Below are 15,757 nucleotides of genomic sequence, written 5' to 3'. Positions count from 1 at the left end.
ATAACACAAAGTGACGCACCGCTGCAGGAACGGCATGAGGGATCACAAAACGGTCAGAGGGGTTTACAACGGCACCGTAGGTGGCATGTCGATTTCGCCGACGTGCGAATCCCCGAGCGCACACTGAGCGAAAGGCCCTGGCGCTTATGAACACCACGGTCAGCTGCGAGCTGCACCTGCGCCTCGTTGTATCGAGCGAGTCTTCACTGCCTGTACCCGCGGGCCTGCGGTATGACACGGCCGATCCCTATGCCGTGCACGCCACCTTCCACACCGGAGCCGAAGAGACGGTCGAATGGGTGTTCGCCCGCGATCTTCTCGCCGAGGGCCTGCACCGGCCCACCGGCACGGGTGACGTCAGAGTCTGGCCGTCCCGCAGCCATGGCCAGGGCGTCGTCTGCATCGCGTTGAGCTCCCCGGAGGGCGAAGCCCTGCTCGAGGCCCCGGCGCGGGCCCTGGAGTCGTTCCTGAAGCGGACCGACGCCGCGGTGCCACCGGGCACCGAGCATCGTCACTTCGATCTCGACACGGAGCTCTCGCACATCCTGGCCGAAAGCTGAGCCAGGCCGAGAGCTGCACGGCGCCGTCCTACTCGGGGAGACGGCGCCGCGCGGACAGCCACATACGGCGGACACCGGCGCCGTCATCGCGGATTCCCACGCGGTGACGGCGCCGGTGCGCTCTCCGCGCCAACCGCTAGAGTCAGCGCAATTCGGCGGGCACCGGCCCGCAGCACCTCAGGGAGCGAATCGTGCTGATCCCCCACGACACCCGGATCGCCCTCGACACCGTCGTCGATCTGGTGAACACCGCATCGGACGGCGAGCAGGACGACGGGCTCGCGGATGTCGCGGCGCTGTACGACTTCGTGCGGAACCACAGCGTCAGCGACGTGGGCGATCTCGGCCAGCGGGACCTGAAGGCCGTACGGGGGGTACGGGCGCAGTTCGCGGGGATCTTCGCGGCGCCCGACAGTCGTAGCGCAGCAGAACTGGTCAATGAGCTGGTGGCGGCCGCGGGGACCACCCCACAGCTCACCGACCACGACGGCTACGACTGGCATGTCCACTACTTCGCGCCGGGCGCCTCGGTCGCCGACCATCTCGCGGCGGACTGCGGGATGGCGCTGGCCTTCATCGTCGTGGCGGGCGAGCAGGAGCGGCTGAGGCGCTGCGAGGCGCCCGACTGCGGGCGCGCCTTCGTCGATCTTTCCCGCAATCGCTCGCGTCGCTACTGCGACAGCCGCACCTGCGGCAACCGCCTGCATGTCGCCGCGTACCGCGCGCGCCGCAAGGAAGCGGCCGGCTGAGCCTCACAGCAGAAACAGATCGTGTACCGCGGCCATGAGCAGCAGGAAGCCGATCACCGCGAGGAAGATCATCAGGGGCGGCTGGGAGAGTGCGAAGAGGCAGCCACGCGGCTCTTCGGTCGGTGCGGGGGCCTCGCCCCGGGAGGTATCGAGCATCTCGGGGTGATGATGGCGCAGAGCGGGCTGCCATGATCGACCAACACGCCCCGCGACTGCGGGAGTTCATCAGATCCGCATTTCCGGCCATGGCCGGATACGTCAGATGCCGTGCTTCTTCAGGATCGCCTCGATATCGCTGAAGTCCTCGCCGGAACCGGCGGCCTTCGGCTTCGCCTTGGGCTGGGCCACCGGACGGCTGCCCGTCCCGAGCGTGGGCGCGGACGCCGCGGGGGCAACAGCTTCCTGCCGTGCCGCCCTGGCAGCGGCCTTGCGTTCCTTGCGGGTCCCGCCGCCGCGCCGCTCGACGGCCCGGGTGGTCATGAAGAGCAGCCAGGCGCCGCCGAGCAGACCGAAGCCGAGCCACGCCGATGGGCTGAAGGCGGTGTCGACGGCCCATGCGACCGCGCCGGTCAGCACCAGACCCACGGGGATCAGGGAGTAGGCAGCTATCCGGGTCGCCGCGAGGAAACGCTTGCGGTACGCCGTAACGGCGGCGATGCCCAGGCCCGCCGCGGACACCGCGGAACAAATGGTCTCGGCAAGCATCCGGTCCTCCAGGCTTCGGCGGGCATGTGCGGGTACGTCCCTTCCCATCGTGCACCGTCGGGTGGTGTCCGGGCCACGGCCGGGAAACGAGCTCAGGGAGATCTCCGGGACGCCCTCCTCCCCAGGTCCCGGTTGGGGCAGCGACGAACGGGCTGGGAGACTGGCCCCATGAGCGATTCCACCACCACCCGCCCCGTCGTGCTTGACGTCTGGTGCGAGCTCCAGTGCCCCGACTGCCGCAGCGCCCTGGTGGACCTGCGGGCCCTGCGCGAGCGCTACGGCGACCGGCTCGAGCTGCGGCTGCGCCACTTCCCGCTCGAGAAGCACAAGCACGCCTTCGCCGCCGCCCAGGCCGCGGAGGAGGCGGCCGAGCAGGGTACGACCTGGCCGTATGTGGAGGCGGTGCTGGAGCGCACCGACCAGCTCGCGGCGAAGGGCGAGCCCTTCCTACTGGAGGTGGCGCGCGAACTGGGCCTGGACGCCGATGAGTTCGACACGGCGCTGATCGACGGCCGGCACATCCTGGCCGTCGACGCCGACCAGGCCGAGGGCAAGGCGATCGGTGTGACGGGCACTCCGACGTATGTCATCGACGGCGAGCGTCTCGACGGCGGCAAGAGCCAGGAGGGGCTGCGGGCACGCATCGAGGAGATCACCGACCGGCTGCTCACCGGCTCCGGGTCCAACTCCTAGAGCAGCGGCTTGAAGAGGTTGACGGCGGTCGTTTCGTAGCCGAGCGACTCGTAGAGGCTGATCGCCGGGGTGTTGCCGGCGAAGACATGCAGTGCGAGCAGGCGCATCCCTGCGGCGAGCGAGACGCGCTCGGCGAGCAGCATCAGGGAGCGCCCGTGGCCCTGTCCCCGATGTCCGTCGACGACTTGGACGTCGTACACGAACGACGCCTGCTCGCCGAAGCGCGCCTCGCGCCGCCCGACGAAGAGGTGGCCCACGATCACGCCGTCATGGACCAGGAGACTGAGCGAGGTCCCCGGGGTGGCGAGGCCGTCGGGCAGGCTCTTGCGGTGGTCGGCCTCGGACTTGGCACGCGCCTCCTCGGCCGGCAGGCCGCGGTCGATCCAGCTCTGTGCGTAGCTCTCGACGGCCTGAGTCCGCCACTCCGCGAACTCCGCCTCGCTCATCGGACGGCCTTCGACGTGCGCGGGCAGAGCGGGCGGCTCCGCGGGAAGCACCTTGCGCATACTGCGGCTGCGTTCGGTGTAGCCGAGTGCGCTCGTCAGCCGCCGCGCGGCGGTGGCGTCGGGCGGTACGGATGTCAGTACCTGGGTGCACCCCCAGCCCCGCAGCACCTCTTCGGCGGCGAGGGCGGCGACGGTCCCGCGTCCGCGCCGCCGGTCCGCCTCGTCGATCCGCAGCGAGCGTATGGAGCCGGCCTTGGAGCTGAGCGCCGGGAAGGTGGCGATCTCGGTCCTGCCGACGGGACGGCCGTTCACGCAGACCTCGTACGCGCGTGACTTCGCGCCGTCGGCCTCGTGCTGAATCGGCCCGGTCGGCCGCAGGGTGGTGGTCATCAGGGGTGTTCTACCCGCCTGTGAGGCCACCCGTCACGAGGTTTTACGGAGCCTTCGGATCCGGGTCGGCGGCCGAGCGCTCCTCGAAGATCCGCATGGCCTTGGCGGTCACCGGTCCCGGCGCTTCCGCGATCCGGCGTCCGTCGATTCCGTGGACCGCCTGGACGTCGCGGAGAGTGGAGGTCAGGAAGATCTCCTCGGCCCGGTCCAGTACGTCGAAGGGCAGGTCGGTCTCCTTGGCTCCCGCCCACTCGACGGTCAGTGCGCGGGTGATGCCCGCGAGGCAGCCGGAGGAGACGCGCGGGGTGAGCAGCTCGCCGTCGACCACGACGAAGACATTGGAGCCGGTGCCCTCGCAGAGTTGTCCGACGGTGTTGGCGAAGAGCGCCTCGGACGCGCCCTGCTCGCTCGCCCTGGCGAGGGCGACGACATTCTCCCCGTACGACGTCGTCTTCAGGCCGGTCAGAGCCCCGCGCTCATTGCGGGTCCAGGGGACGGTGATCACCGCGGTGGTGTCGGGGCGGCGCTTGGTCTCGCCGAGCGCGACGACCAGGGTCGGTCCTGCCGTGCCCCGGTCGGAGCCGAGGGGCGAGACTCCGCCGGTGTAGGTGATGCGCAGCCGGCCGAGCTCCATCGGATTGGCTTCCAGCACGGCGGAGCAAGCCCGGCGCACCTCGTCGTGGTCCGGCTCCGGCAGGCCGAGGCCGCTGGCCGAGCGGGTCATCCGCTCGAGGTGGAGGGTGAGCGCGAAGGGCTGCCCGTGGACAGTCTTGACGGTCTCGAATATGCCGTCACCGACGGTCAGCCCGTGGTCGAAAACGGACACCCGGGCGTCCTCGGCATCCGTGAGTCCGCCGTTGACCCAAAGCTTCATCGAGCTGTCCTTCCGCTTGCCTCGTACACCCCGGACGCTACCTTGAGCAGCCGGGAGGCCTTCAGCTCGGTCTCCTCCCACTCGCGCTCGGGGTCGGATCCCCAGGTGATACCGGCACCGGTGCCGAAGCGGAGGACCGGTCCCGCGAGGTCGTGACGGTCGATCCAGAAGGTACGTATGCCGACGGCGAGCTCGCCCGTTCCGCGGTCGGCGTCGACCCAGCCGATACCTCCACAGTACGGGCCACGGGGCGCTGTCTCCAGCGCCTCGATGATCTTCAGCGCACTGGACTTGGGCGCCCCGGTCACCGAGCCCGGCGGGAAGGTTGCCGTCAGCAGCTCCTGCCAGCCCGCCTTGGGGGTCAGCTCCCCGCGCACGGTGGAGACGAGATGGACGAGCCCGGGGTGCGGCTCGACCGCACACAGTGCAGGGACGGTCACGGTGCCCGTGGCACAGACCCGCCCCAGGTCGTTGCGGACCAGGTCCACGATCATCACGTTCTCCGCGTGGTCCTTCTCCAGCAGGTCCGCGGCGGTGCGGCCGGTGCCCTTGATCGGCCCGGACTCGACGGTGCGCCCGTCGCGCCGCAGATACAGCTCGGGCGAGGCGGTGGCGATCTCCACGCCGTGCTCGGGCAGCCGGATCGTTCCTGCGTACGGGGCGGGGTTGCCGCGTGCCAGGAGTGCGGTGAGGGCGTCGACGTCGGCGGCGGCCGGGTCGGGCAGCGGCGCGGACAGGACGCGACAGAGGTTCGCCTGGTAGACCTCGCCGGCCGCGATGTGCTCGCGGATGCGGCGTACGCCCGCGGCGTACGCGACGCGGTCCAGCGAGGACGTCCAGTCGCCGGCGGCCGGGCCGCGCCACTGCCCCGGCACGGGCTCGGGCACCGGCTCCGTACGCACATCGCCGAAGCGGGCGCAGGTCAGACGGCCCTCGAAGTCCGCGGCAACGGCCCAGAAGCCGGCCGAGTCGAGGGCTTCGGGGTCGCTGGTGACATCCCGCAGGTCTGAAGCGACGAGGGAGCCGAAGCGGGCCAAAGGAGCAAGGTCGTGCACGTCTGTGAGTCTAGGGCGGACACCAATGACCTGCTGCGGCGTGAACACACCTCAGCACGCTGCGGAAACGCGTTTTTGTGCTGGCCCGGGAATCCGCTAGAGTTCAACACGTCGCCGGGACACGCAGGTGAACCGGATACCGACAAGCGGACGTGGCTCAGTTGGTAGAGCATCACCTTGCCAAGGTGAGGGTCGCGAGTTCGAATCTCGTCGTCCGCTCGAAGGGGGATCTTCCCGAACCCCTGCACTCCGGGTGGAGTGGCCGAGAGGCGAGGCAACGGCCTGCAAAGCCGTCTACACGGGTTCAAATCCCGTCTCCACCTCCAAGGACGATTAGCTCAGCGGGAGAGCGCTTCCCTGACACGGAAGAGGTCACTGGTTCAATCCCAGTATCGTCCACTGGATCCGTATGGATTCTTCGCGCGATTAGCTCAGCGGGAGAGCGCTTCCCTGACACGGAAGAGGTCACTGGTTCAATCCCAGTATCGCGCACGCAGTACCACGCAAGATCGTCCCGCGCGATTAGCTCAGCGGGAGAGCGCTTCCCTGACACGGAAGAGGTCACTGGTTCAATCCCAGTATCGCGCACCAGCCAGAACCCCCGGCCGTCTCGACGGCCGGGGGTTCTGTCGTTGCGCTGCGGGCCCCTCACCCCGTGACGACGGGCTTCCCACCGGTGAAGAGCCGAGTGGCCTTCCGTGATCATGCGGGCCCGGCGATCCGGACTCCGGGCCCGCAGCAGGTTCAGGAGCCGCTCAGGAGGAGAAGAGCATCCGGCCGAAGCTCTTCTGGCGGTAGTGCCCGCCATGGTGTCCGCCGTGGTGCGGCGCGCCCCAGGCGGGGGCGGGTGCGGCCGGGTAGGCCTGCGGGGCCGGCGGCGGGGGCGGGGCCTGCTGCGTCCACTGCGACTCGAGGCGGGTCAGGGACTCCAGCTCGCCGTAGTCCAGGAATATCCCCCGGCAGCCGCTGCACTGCTCGATCTGGACGCCATTGCGGTTGTACGTGTGCATCGCTGCATGGCACTTGGGACACTGCATGGTCTGCTCAGCTCCTCGCCGTTCGGTCGGCATCGCCGGGATGAATGCCCGGTGATGAGGAGTTCAGACTACGACGGAGACTCGAACTCCAACTCGGGCGGGAGAGCCGCAATTCGGGCACAAGCGTCGATCATGGTCTGCTCGACCTCGTCCAGGTCGCGGTGCTCGGCTGCGGATTTCGCGAGGGCCAGGGCGGCGGTCTGGACGGTCAGGGCGCGGGCCGGCACGTCGAGTTGGGGCCAGGGGTCGCCGTCGCCGGTGACGGCCGGGCCGTGTGCCGCCGTGTAGGCGCCGAGGAATCGCTGCCAGACCTCCGGGGGCAGCAGTCCGGCCGCGTACCAGGCGGCGGGACGGGCCAGGTCCCAGGCCGGATCTCCCAGACCCAGATCGTCGACGTCGATCAGCAGCCAGGGGCCGGCCGGGGCGGGGTGGCGTACGAGCTGGCCCAGATGGAGGTCGCCGTGGCAGAGGGTGCCGGTCCGGGGCGAGGGAGCCTCATTGCGGGCCCAGGCGGGGAGCCGGTCCCAGGCACGCTGGACGGTGACGGCCGCCGGATGATGCGCGGCCGCCGTCCGCATCCGCGCATGGGCCAGGGCGGCCTTGGCGGGGCCGCGCATGGGCGGGAGGGGTGCGGGGAGTACGGCGGGCTCGATGGAGTGCAGCCGGGCGAGGAGGACCGCGGCGTCCTCCCAGGGCGCGGCGTCGGGGTCCGCGGGATCGACGGGGACGCCGTAGGGCCAGGCGGTGACGGGCCTGCCGCGTACGTCCCGCACGTGGAGCGGGAGCGGGGGCAGCAGGATGCCGGCGAGGCGCGGGTGGGCCGCGACGGCGAGCCGGACGCGGTGTCCGTCCAGCTCGGTGCCGGGCGCGTGGGCCTTGGCGACGGCGTCCCCGTGCCGTACGACGGCGCCGTCGGCCCGGTCGGCGAGGACGGACTCGTCCCGCCCGCAGGCCCGGCACGCCTGCCGCGGCGCGGGCAGATGCGCGGCGTCACGTGCGACGTCGGCGAGCGCGCGTACGACGGATGCGGTCACGGTCTCCCCCGGATGTGGTGCGGTCTGGCGGGAGCCTACGCGGAACCGGGTGTCTGTCGCTGAAGTGCGTAACGGTGGAGGTAGGGGGCACCTGGCTGAGCCCGGGCAGCGCGATGGCCGGTCAGCTCCCCAGCTGACCGGCCAAACGCTGCCGTCCGCCGCACCCCCGTCCCCACGGGGTTGTTGGCCGGATGTCCCCGACCCGGACCGCTCTTCCGGGTCCGGGGCGCCGCTCAGCGCCCCAGCATCACGCCCACGGACGACGCTTGTGTGACCACCGCATCCCAGCCGCCGAAGACGACCACCAGCAGTGCCGCCAGAGGAAGAACCATGGCCGTCGCCACCAGCGGGTGGCGCGTACCGGACGGGCGGCCGCCGAACGCGGCGAAAGCCTTGCGTCCCTGCATGCGGATCATCGTCCGCGAAGCCGTGTCCGCCATGGTCCCTCTCCTGTCGTATGTGGCAGCGGCGGGTGTCTGACCTCGGGGGACGAGTGCTGCACCCGCCGCTTGACTTCAACATTAGGGAAGCGACAAGGCCCGGGCGTCATGCCCGCGTACCGATTGACGGGCCTCCCGGAGGATGAGCCACCACCCGGCGACGTACTCCCCAGGGTGGAGACGCGTCCCTAGGACTTGGGGTCTTCCCGGAGGGGTTGCTCCGAGACGTCCTCCCGGGGCACCGGCTGCTCGACCAGAGCCAGCACCCGGGTGGCCATGAAGCGGGCCGTCCGCACCACCGATCCGTTGCGGGTGACTTCGCTCACTTCGACCACCCCTCTGCGCACCGCCGTCTCGACCCGGCGGCCCGCCCGGCTTGCCACCACTTCGTACGTACGAGTCGTGTCACCCGCGTCCACCACTATCTCCACGCGGTCACCCTTCATCGATCCAATCCCCCTTCTGCGACGGACCTTTGAGATCTCGCACGGGTCAGGGGCGGTGTATCCGCAGGCCCCTGACCACTCTTCAAGTTTCCCACCCGGCACTGACAATCGATCGGGCCGTGAGGGCGCGGCCTATGAGCACACCGGGGCAGGGGTACGTAAGCTGTGCCACGTCAAACGGACGACCGGGCAGCGGGGATGGACATGGCGATGATGCGGCTCCGGCGCGAGGACCCGCGTGTCGTCGGCTCGTTCAGGCTTCACCGGCGCCTCGGTGCGGGTGGCATGGGCGTCGTCTACCTGGGCTCCGACCGCCGCGGCCAGCGCGTCGCCCTCAAGGTGATCCGGCCGGATCTGGCCGAGGACCAGGAGTTCAGGTCGCGGTTCGCACGCGAGGTTTCGGCCGCGCGGCGGATCCGCGGCGGCTGTACGGCACGGCTGGTGGCGGCCGATCTCGAGGCGGAGCGCCCGTGGTTCGCCACCCAGTACGTCCCCGGTCCTTCGCTGCACGACAAGGTCGCCGAGGAAGGCCCGCTGCAGGCGGCCGAGGTGGCCGCGATCGGTGCGGCGCTCTCGGAGGGCCTGGTCGCGGTGCACGAGGCCGGCGTCGTGCACCGGGACCTGAAGCCGTCGAACATTCTGCTCTCCCCCAAGGGCCCCAGGATCATCGACTTCGGCATCGCCTGGGCGACCGGCGCGAGCACGCTCACCCATGTCGGCACGGCGGTGGGCTCCCCGGGGTTCCTCGCGCCCGAGCAGGTGCGCGGTGCGGCGGTCACTCCGGCCACGGACGTCTTCGCGCTTGGTGCCACTCTTGCGTACGCCGCGACCGCGGACTCCCCCTTCGGGCACGGCAGTTCGGAGGTCATGCTCTACCGGGTGGTGCACGAGGAGCCGCAGCTGTACGGGGTTCCGGACGCGCTGGCTCCGCTCGTACAGGCCTGTCTGGCGAAGGATCCCGAGGAGCGGCCCAGCACGCTGCAGCTGTCGATGCGGCTCAAGGAGATCGCGGCCCGGGAGGCCAACGGGCTGCCGGAGGCCCGGCCGCCGTCCCAGCGCGTGCGTATCGAGGAGGACCGTACGACTTCGCGCTACCCGGAGCGCACGGAGCGTTCGGAGCGGACCGAACGGATGGAGCGGCGTACGGCGGGCACGTCCGTGCCGCGTCCGCAGCCCTCGCGCACCGGGAGTACGCGCCCCCAGCCGTCCCGCAACACCTCCCGTACAAACGGCCGTCAGGGCACCAGGCCCGGTACCCGGCCGACGTCGGCCGGGCGGCGGCCCGCCAACCCGCGGCTGCTGCGGCAGCGGATCATCGTGTTCTTCGTCGTGACGCTGATCGTGGCGCTGGGTATCGCCGCGGCTCAGCAGCTCTAGCTGTTGTGGCTGCTCTGGCTGCTCGGACTGTTGTGGCTGCTCGGGTTCAGGACTGCGGGCGGCCCGTCGCCACGGCGTAGAACGCGACTGCGGCGGCCGCGCCCACATTGAGCGAGTCGACGCCGTGCGCCATCGGGATGCGTACCCACTCGTCGGCGGCGACCAGCGCCTGGGTGGAGAGCCCGTCGCCCTCCGCGCCGAGCATCAGCGCGACGCGCTCCAGCCGGTGCGGGGCCGCCTCGTCGATGACGGAGGCCTTCTCGTCGGGGGTGAGAGCGAGGAGCTTGAAGCCCGCTTCCCGTACGGACTCCAGGCCCTTGGGCCAGGATTCGAGGCGGGCGTACGGGACGGAGAAGACCGCGCCCATGGAGACCTTGACCGAGCGGCGGTACAGCGGGTCCGCGCAGTCCGGGGAGAGCAGCACGGCGTCCATGCCGAGGGCGGCGGCGCTACGGAAGATCGCCCCGATATTGGTGTGGTCGTTGACCGACTCCATCACAACCACCCGGCGGGTGGTCCGAAGCAGCTCGTCGGCGGTCGGCAGCGGCTTGCGCTGCATGGAGGCGAGCGCGCCACGGTGCACGTGGTAGCCGGTGACCCGCTCGGCGACCTCCGGGCTGACGGCGTAGACCGGGGCCGGGAGTTCGTCGATGACGTCGCGCATCACATCGACCCACTTGGCGGAGAGCAGCATGGAGCGCATCTCGTAACCGGCGTCCTTGGCCCGTCTGATGACCTTCTCGCCCTCGGCGATGAACAGGCCTTCGGCGGGCTCGCGCTTGCGCCGTAGCTCGACGTCGGTCAGGCCCGTGTAGTCGCGCAGGCGCGGGTCGTCGGGATCCTCGACAGTGATGAGATCAGCCACAGGGTGATACTGCCTTCTCCGGGGTGCGGTGCCAACGGCTGGGGCAGAGTTGGGTTACCGCTGGTTACTTTGTTCCTACGGTGACCACGTCACCGATGACGATGACGGCCGGGGGCCGTACGTCCGCGGCCCTGGCCGTCTCGGCGACGGTCGCGAGGGTGGCGTCGACGCGTCGCTGGGAGGCGGTCGTGCCCTCCTGGACCAGGGCGACGGGGGTGTCGGGGGCCTTGCCGTGGGCGACAAGGGTCTGCGCGATCGCGCCGATCTTGTCGACGCCCATGAGGACGACCAGCGTGCCGCGGAGCTTGGCGAGGGACGGCCAGTCGACGAGCGAACGCTCGTCGTCGGGGGCGACATGGCCGCTGACGACGGTGAACTCGTGGGCCACTCCACGGTGGGTGACCGGGATACCGGCGGCGCCGGGGACAGAGATCGAGCTGGAGATACCGGGCACGACGGTGCAGGCGATGCCGGCCTCGGCGAGGGCCTGGGCCTCTTCCATGCCGCGGCCGAAGACGTAGGGGTCCCCGCCCTTGAGGCGTACGACCGCCTTGCCGGCCTTGGCGTGCTCGATCAGGGCGTTGTTGATGGCCTCCTGGGCCATGTAGCGGCCGTAGGGGATCTTCGCTGCGTCGATCACCTCGACGTGCGGCGGGAGTTCGTCGAGGAGGTCGCGGGGGCCGAGGCGGTCGGCGATGACGACGTCGGCCTCGGCGAGGAGGCGGCGGCCGCGGACGGTGATCAGGTCGGGATCACCGGGACCACCGCCGACGAGAGCGACGCCCGGGGTGCGGGTGCGGTGGTGGGGGGCGGCGAGGGTGCCGTCGCGCAGGCCCTCGACGATGGCGTCGCGGAGCGCGGCGGAACGGCGGGGGTCGCGGCCGGACACCTCAGAGGTGAGGACGGCGACGGTCACGCCCTCGGAACGGCCGGTTGCAGGGGTCCAGGCGGTGGCGGCGCCGGCGTCGTCGGAGCGTACGCACCAGGTGCGGGTGCGCTCGGCCTCGGCGGAGGCGGCGTTGTTCGCTTCGGCGTCGGAGGTGGCGACGAGGGCGTACCAGGTGTCGGCGAGGTCGCCGTCGGCGTAGGCGCGCTTGATCCAGCGGATCTCGCCGGCCTCGGCCATCGCCTCGACGGAGGGCGTCGCGGACGGCGATACGAGAACGATGTCGGCACCGGCCGCGATCAGCGCGGGCAGCCGACGCTGGGCGACCTGGCCGCCGCCGATGACGACGACGCGCCGCCCGGAGAGGCGGAGTCCGACGGGGTAGGCGGGTTGCGCGGCGCGCGTGGCGTGCTCGGCCATGACGGTACGGACTCCTCGGGCGGGACGTGCGTGGTACGGGTCCGCTGCGGCGCTGAAGCGGCTGGTGGGCGGGTTGTCAGCGCCCGCGGACCAGCTTACGGGGCGGGGGGTGCGGGGGCGGGCCCGGGAGACTTTCCTTACCCCGCCGCGCCCCGCCCCTTCCGGAGCCGGGCCCCGGGGCCGGTTCGGCCCCCGGCGGACGGTTGCGCAGGCCCCGGATTCCCGGCGCCCCCAACCCCGTGCCGCGACCCGTTACTTCGTCGCGACCCCTTACTTCTCCGTCACGCCCGCCGAGTCGAACGTTGCCACCTCGTGCATCGCCCTGGCCGCGCTCTGGACCACCGGGAGCGCCAGCAGCGCACCCGTGCCCTCGCCGAGGCGAAGGTCCAGGTCCACCAGAGGGCGCAGGCCCAGTTTGTTGAGGGCCGCCACGTGGCCCGGCTCTGCGCTGCGGTGGCCCGCGATGCAGGCCGCCAGGGCCTCGGGCGCGATCGCACGGGCCACGAGTGCCGCCGCGCCCGCCGAGACTCCGTCCAGCACTACCGGCGTACGCAGCGACGCGCCGCCCAGGATGAAGCCGACCAGCGCCGCGTGCTCCAGGCCGCCGACTGCCGACAGCACGCCGATCGGGTCCGCCGGGTCCGGCGCGTGCAGTTCCAGCGCGCGGCGCACGACGTCGACCTTGCGCGCGTGCATCTCGTCGTTGATGCCGGTACCGCGCCCCGTGATCTCGCCCGGGTCGATCTCCGTGTACACGGAGATCAGCGCCGCCGAGACCGTCGTGTTGGCGATGCCCATCTCACCGGTGAGCAGCGCCTTGTTCCCCGCGGCCACCAAGTCCCGCGCCGTCTCGATACCGACCTCGACCGCCGAGAGGACCTCCTCGCGGCTCAGCGCGAGACCGGTCGTGAAGTCGGCCGTACCCGGCCTGACCTTGCGCGGCAGCAGACCCGGCGTGGCGGGAAGGTCCCCGGCCACACCCACGTCGATGACGCAGACCTCGGCGCCGACCTGGTTGGCGAATGCGTTGCACACCGCCCCGCCGCCAAGGAAGTTGGCGACCATCTGGGCCGTCACCTCCTGCGGCCAGGCGGTGACCCCCTGCGCATGCACCCCGTGGTCACCCGCGAAGATCGCGACCGCCGCGGGCTCGGGGATCGGCGGCGGGCACATCCGGGACAGGCCGCTCAGCTGGGCGGAGATGATCTCCAGCATGCCGAGCGCTCCGGCCGGCTTGGTCATCCGCTTCTGCCGCTCCCACGCCTCGCCGAGCGCCTTCGCGTCCAGCGGACGAATGTTGGAGACGGTCTCCTGGAGCAGATCGTGCGGCTCCTCGCCGGGCAGGGCACGGCGGCCGTACGTCTCCTCGTGCACGACCCAGGACAGCGGCCGGCGCTTGGACCAGCCCGCCTGCATCAGCTCGGGCTCCTCCGGGAACTCGTCGACGTAACCGACACAGAGGTACGCCACGACTTCGAGGTGCTCCGGCAGACCCAGCGCGCGCACCATCTCGCGCTCGTCGAAGAAGCTGACCCAGCCGACGCCGAGACCTTCGGCCCGGGCTGCGAGCCAGAGATTCTCGACGGCGAGGGCCGAGGAGTACGGGGCCATCTGCGGCTGGGTGTGCCGGCCGAGGGTGTGGCGGCCGCCGCGCGTCGGGTCGGCGGTGACCACGATGTTCACCGGGGTGTCGAGGATCGCCTCGATCTTCAGTTCCTTGAACTGCTTGGCCCGGCCCTTCGGCAGGGACTTGGCGTACGCCTCCCGCTGGCGCTGCGCCAGTTCGTGCATCGTCCGCCGGGTCTCGGCCGAGCGGATGACGACGAAGTCCCAGGGCTGCGAGTGGCCGACGCTGGGGGCTGTGTGCGCGGCCTCGAGCACACGCAGCAGCACCTCGTGCGGGATGGGGTCGGAACGGAAGCCGTTGCGGATGTCCCGGCGCTCGCGCATCACACGAAGTACGGCTTCGCGCTCGGCGTCGTCATAGCCGGGTGCGGGCGCGGTCCCGGCAGCGGCCGCTGCGGGGACCGGCTCCGGCTCGGGTGCGGGCGCGGGCTCCTCGGCCTCGACGACCTCAGCCACGTCGATCACCTCGATCACCTCGGGAGCCGGCTCGGGCTCGGGCTCGATCACGGGAGCCGGCTGGGCAGCGGTCTCCACAGACACTTCCTGGGGCACGTCCCAGCCACCGTCACGCGGCGCCGGCACCTTCGCCACGGCTTGCGGCTCCGGTACGGGTACCGGTACCGGTACCGGTACCGGTACCACTTCGGCTTCCGCTTCCTGCACAGGCACGGGCTCGGCCGCCGGTTCGACCTCCGGCTCGGGCTCGGGCTCGGGCGCGGGCGCGGGCGCGGGCGCGGGCTCCTGCTGCACCATCTCCGGCTGCACAAGCACGTCGACCGGCGTGGGCGCCAGGTGGGGCGTGGTGGGGAGCGATCCGTCGACGGGGACGAACTGTCCGACGGGCGTCGACTCCGGCTCCGGCTCGGCGACCGGGGCAGGGTCCGGGACGGGTGCCGGAACAGGGTCCGGGACCGGTGCCGGAACAGCCTCGGCCTCGGTGACAACCGGAGCAGGCTCCGGGACGACCGTTTCTGCTGGGACGGCAGAGGGCATTTGGGGCTGCGGAGGCTGAGGGTCCCAAGGGGCTCCGGCCTGCGGGGGGATCTCGCCCAGCTGCGGCCCCGGCAGCATTGCCGACCCGTCGCGCGGGATGTCGAGGTACTCCACGCCCGTCGTGGGCGACCCAGGGTTGGGCACGGACACGGCGTGCGGCGGCGTTGCACCCGCCGGTCCGCGGTCGGCGAGTGAGCGCACCACGCCGCCCGAGGTGTCGGGCACCGGCGGGCCCATGTGGAGCGGCCGTCGCGCGGGCGGCGGAGTCGGCGTGGCGGAGGTGGGCGGGATGCGTACGCCATTGAGGTCGACCGAACCGGAGTCACGGCCACCGGCCTCGTGCGCGCCCGGCTCGGACAGCGGCGGAACCTGTGCGACCGGCGCGACCGGGACGAAGGGCTCGGCCGCGGGGACGGGCTGTTCCTCCGCGAAGGCCGGAACGACCGGCTCCGCCATCGCCGCGGGCTCCGCAAGTTCCGGCGCCACAAATTCCTGAGCCACGAAATCCTGAGCGGCGAACTCCTGACCCACGAACTCCTGAGCGACGAACTCCTGACCCGCAGGCATCTGCACCGGCGCGGGCACCTCGACATACTGCTCGGAACCCAGGTGCTCGGAAACCTGCTGCTCAAAGCCCTGATGCTCAAAAACCGGCTGCCCGACAGCCATATGCTCAGGCATCGGCGTCTGATCCACGGGCACAGCCACAGGCGCGAGCCCACCCACAACGTGCCCGGGTGCCGGAGCCATCGGCATCTGCGCGACCGGCGCCTGAGCCACCGGCCCCTGCGCCCCCATGCCCGGCGGCACCGGCGCTGCGCCCGGCTGCGGGTCGCTCCACGCGCCCTGCGCACCCGGCATCAGCAGCAGATCGTCCTCTTCGGGACCGTTCTCGGAGGGGCCCAGGAAGGTGTACGCGCCAGCAGCGGGGATACCCGGCTGCTCCACCATGCCTGCGTTCTCCGGCAGCCCCTCGCCCGGGACCTGGCCGGTGTCAGTCATGCGTACCCCTCGCCCATCGCTTGTGCTCCTTCGCCCATCGCCCGGGGCACCCGACCACGGCACACCTGACGCCCGTCAACAAGAACGAGCGTGAGCGCCGCGCGGCACGTTCGGCCCACGGACACCAAGCATTCTCGCGGCCGTTTCGCCGCCGCGGCA

16 protein-coding genes and 5 tRNA genes are annotated in these 15,757 nt (G+C 71.2%); 9 read left to right on the top strand and 12 right to left on the bottom strand.

Annotation, left to right across the window (positions count from 1 at the left end; translation table 11 throughout):
• Nucleotides 1-146 precede the first annotated feature (146 nt).
• Nucleotides 147-560, top strand: a complete 414-nt coding sequence (locus tag ACFYXH_RS34610) for an SsgA family sporulation/cell division regulator (RefSeq protein ID WP_003959770.1) — start codon at nucleotides 147-149, stop codon at nucleotides 558-560.
• Between the two features lie 191 nt (nucleotides 561-751).
• Nucleotides 752-1,309 carry a CGNR zinc finger domain-containing protein gene (locus ACFYXH_RS34605; protein WP_389571639.1) on the top strand — a complete coding sequence of 186 codons (558 nt, stop codon included), beginning with the start codon at nucleotides 752-754 and terminating at the stop codon, nucleotides 1,307-1,309.
• A gap of 3 nt (nucleotides 1,310-1,312) precedes the next feature.
• Here the strand turns inward: ACFYXH_RS34605 and ACFYXH_RS34600 are convergent, their stop codons facing one another.
• Both ACFYXH_RS34600 and ACFYXH_RS34595 read right to left on the bottom strand, forming a co-directional pair.
• The gene (locus tag ACFYXH_RS34600) at nucleotides 1,313-1,465 is read right to left on the bottom strand and encodes a hypothetical protein (protein ID WP_186357054.1); all 153 of its coding nucleotides are present in this window, start codon (nucleotides 1,463-1,465) and stop codon (nucleotides 1,313-1,315) included.
• 102 nt (nucleotides 1,466-1,567) lie between these two features.
• Nucleotides 1,568-2,014, bottom strand: coding sequence for a hypothetical protein (locus tag ACFYXH_RS34595; RefSeq protein ID WP_389571637.1), 447 nt, complete (start codon nucleotides 2,012-2,014; stop codon nucleotides 1,568-1,570).
• 168 nt (nucleotides 2,015-2,182) lie between these two features.
• Between ACFYXH_RS34595 and ACFYXH_RS34590 the strand changes: the two genes are divergently transcribed.
• On the top strand, nucleotides 2,183-2,707 hold the full coding sequence (locus ACFYXH_RS34590) for a DsbA family protein (protein ID WP_389571635.1): 525 nt from the start codon (nucleotides 2,183-2,185) through the stop codon (nucleotides 2,705-2,707).
• Here the strand turns inward: ACFYXH_RS34590 and ACFYXH_RS34585 are convergent.
• Genes ACFYXH_RS34585 through ACFYXH_RS34575 form a run of 3 tightly spaced genes read right to left on the bottom strand, consistent with a single transcriptional unit; the run spans nucleotide 2,704 to nucleotide 5,472 of the window.
• Nucleotides 2,704-3,543, bottom strand: a complete 840-nt coding sequence (locus ACFYXH_RS34585) for a GNAT family N-acetyltransferase (protein WP_389571632.1) — start codon at nucleotides 3,541-3,543, stop codon at nucleotides 2,704-2,706. The two genes, ACFYXH_RS34590 and ACFYXH_RS34585, sit on opposite strands and share 4 nt — an antisense overlap.
• A gap of 43 nt (nucleotides 3,544-3,586) precedes the next feature.
• A complete protein-coding gene (locus ACFYXH_RS34580; protein WP_389571630.1) occupies nucleotides 3,587-4,417 on the bottom strand; it encodes an aminotransferase class IV in 831 nt (276 codons plus the stop codon).
• Nucleotides 4,414-5,472, bottom strand: coding sequence for a chorismate-binding protein (locus ACFYXH_RS34575; protein WP_389571628.1), 1,059 nt, complete (start codon nucleotides 5,470-5,472; stop codon nucleotides 4,414-4,416). The genes ACFYXH_RS34580 and ACFYXH_RS34575 overlap by 4 nt, the downstream gene beginning before the upstream one ends.
• A gap of 146 nt (nucleotides 5,473-5,618) precedes the next feature.
• On the opposite strand from ACFYXH_RS34575, the gene ACFYXH_RS34570 reads away from it, so the two are divergent.
• The 5 genes from ACFYXH_RS34570 (at nucleotide 5,619) to ACFYXH_RS34550 (ending at nucleotide 6,063) form a co-directional block, all read left to right on the top strand.
• Nucleotides 5,619-5,691: transfer RNA gene (locus tag ACFYXH_RS34570), tRNA-Gly, on the top strand.
• A 33-nt stretch (nucleotides 5,692-5,724) separates the two neighbouring features.
• Nucleotides 5,725-5,798: transfer RNA gene (locus ACFYXH_RS34565), tRNA-Cys, on the top strand.
• A 1-nt stretch (nucleotide 5,799) separates the two neighbouring features.
• A tRNA-Val gene (locus ACFYXH_RS34560) sits at nucleotides 5,800-5,871 on the top strand.
• 21 nt (nucleotides 5,872-5,892) lie between these two features.
• Nucleotides 5,893-5,964: transfer RNA gene (locus tag ACFYXH_RS34555), tRNA-Val, on the top strand.
• A 24-nt stretch (nucleotides 5,965-5,988) separates the two neighbouring features.
• Nucleotides 5,989-6,063 (top strand) — tRNA-Val (locus ACFYXH_RS34550).
• Nucleotides 6,064-6,227: 164 nt separating this feature from the next.
• On the opposite strand, the gene ACFYXH_RS34545 is transcribed toward ACFYXH_RS34550, so the two are convergent.
• The 4 genes from ACFYXH_RS34545 to ACFYXH_RS34530 form a co-directional block, all read right to left on the bottom strand.
• Nucleotides 6,228-6,509, bottom strand: a complete 282-nt coding sequence (locus ACFYXH_RS34545; protein WP_362679323.1) for a zf-TFIIB domain-containing protein — start codon at nucleotides 6,507-6,509, stop codon at nucleotides 6,228-6,230.
• A 68-nt stretch (nucleotides 6,510-6,577) separates the two neighbouring features.
• Nucleotides 6,578-7,543, bottom strand: coding sequence for a phosphotransferase family protein (locus ACFYXH_RS34540; RefSeq protein ID WP_389571624.1), 966 nt, complete (start codon nucleotides 7,541-7,543; stop codon nucleotides 6,578-6,580).
• A 233-nt stretch (nucleotides 7,544-7,776) separates the two neighbouring features.
• A complete protein-coding gene (locus ACFYXH_RS34535) occupies nucleotides 7,777-7,983 on the bottom strand; it encodes a hypothetical protein (protein WP_327322338.1) in 207 nt (68 codons plus the stop codon).
• A gap of 188 nt (nucleotides 7,984-8,171) precedes the next feature.
• A complete protein-coding gene (locus tag ACFYXH_RS34530) occupies nucleotides 8,172-8,429 on the bottom strand; it encodes a hypothetical protein (RefSeq protein WP_389571621.1) in 258 nt (85 codons plus the stop codon).
• Nucleotides 8,430-8,633: 204 nt separating this feature from the next.
• On the opposite strand from ACFYXH_RS34530, the gene ACFYXH_RS34525 reads away from it, so the two are divergent.
• The gene (locus ACFYXH_RS34525) at nucleotides 8,634-9,806 is read left to right on the top strand and encodes a serine/threonine-protein kinase (protein ID WP_389571962.1); all 1,173 of its coding nucleotides are present in this window, start codon (nucleotides 8,634-8,636) and stop codon (nucleotides 9,804-9,806) included.
• Nucleotides 9,807-9,852: 46 nt separating this feature from the next.
• Here the strand turns inward: ACFYXH_RS34525 and ACFYXH_RS34520 are convergent, their stop codons facing one another.
• From ACFYXH_RS34520 to cobT, 3 genes are all read right to left on the bottom strand, one after another.
• Nucleotides 9,853-10,671, bottom strand: coding sequence for an RNA methyltransferase (locus ACFYXH_RS34520; protein WP_327322340.1), 819 nt, complete (start codon nucleotides 10,669-10,671; stop codon nucleotides 9,853-9,855).
• 64 nt (nucleotides 10,672-10,735) lie between these two features.
• Nucleotides 10,736-11,977 carry a uroporphyrinogen-III C-methyltransferase gene (gene cobA / locus ACFYXH_RS34515; protein ID WP_389571617.1) on the bottom strand — a complete coding sequence of 414 codons (1,242 nt, stop codon included), beginning with the start codon at nucleotides 11,975-11,977 and terminating at the stop codon, nucleotides 10,736-10,738.
• A gap of 270 nt (nucleotides 11,978-12,247) precedes the next feature.
• Nucleotides 12,248-15,598, bottom strand: a complete 3,351-nt coding sequence (cobT, locus tag ACFYXH_RS34510) for a nicotinate-nucleotide--dimethylbenzimidazole phosphoribosyltransferase (protein WP_389571614.1) — start codon at nucleotides 15,596-15,598, stop codon at nucleotides 12,248-12,250.
• Nucleotides 15,599-15,757 lie beyond the last annotated feature (159 nt).

It is taken from the genome of Streptomyces sp. NPDC002730 (genome assembly GCF_042888805.1).
Lineage (GTDB): Bacteria > Actinomycetota > Actinomycetes > Streptomycetales > Streptomycetaceae > Streptomyces.
The sequence above is the reverse complement of the archived record's forward strand: the minus strand, read 5'-3'. Positions and strand labels throughout refer to the sequence as shown.

Coding starts and splice junctions, on each gene's coding strand:
- ACFYXH_RS34525 (WP_389571962.1), top strand. CDS start 8,634: ATGGCGATGATGCGGCTCCGGCGCGAGGACCCGCGTGTCGTCGGCTCG.
- ACFYXH_RS34580 (WP_389571630.1), bottom strand. CDS start 4,417: ATGAAGCTTTGGGTCAACGGCGGACTCACGGATGCCGAGGACGCCCGG.
- cobA (WP_389571617.1), bottom strand. CDS start 11,977: ATGGCCGAGCACGCCACGCGCGCCGCGCAACCCGCCTACCCCGTCGGA.
- ACFYXH_RS34535 (WP_327322338.1), bottom strand. CDS start 7,983: ATGGCGGACACGGCTTCGCGGACGATGATCCGCATGCAGGGACGCAAG.
- ACFYXH_RS34610 (WP_003959770.1), top strand. CDS start 147: ATGAACACCACGGTCAGCTGCGAGCTGCACCTGCGCCTCGTTGTATCG.
- ACFYXH_RS34595 (WP_389571637.1), bottom strand. CDS start 2,014: ATGCTTGCCGAGACCATTTGTTCCGCGGTGTCCGCGGCGGGCCTGGGC.
- ACFYXH_RS34590 (WP_389571635.1), top strand. CDS start 2,183: ATGAGCGATTCCACCACCACCCGCCCCGTCGTGCTTGACGTCTGGTGC.
- ACFYXH_RS34545 (WP_362679323.1), bottom strand. CDS start 6,509: ATGCAGTGTCCCAAGTGCCATGCAGCGATGCACACGTACAACCGCAAT.
- ACFYXH_RS34530 (WP_389571621.1), bottom strand. CDS start 8,429: ATGAAGGGTGACCGCGTGGAGATAGTGGTGGACGCGGGTGACACGACT.
- ACFYXH_RS34585 (WP_389571632.1), bottom strand. CDS start 3,543: ATGACCACCACCCTGCGGCCGACCGGGCCGATTCAGCACGAGGCCGAC.
- cobT (WP_389571614.1), bottom strand. CDS start 15,598: ATGACTGACACCGGCCAGGTCCCGGGCGAGGGGCTGCCGGAGAACGCA.
- ACFYXH_RS34600 (WP_186357054.1), bottom strand. CDS start 1,465: ATGCTCGATACCTCCCGGGGCGAGGCCCCCGCACCGACCGAAGAGCCG.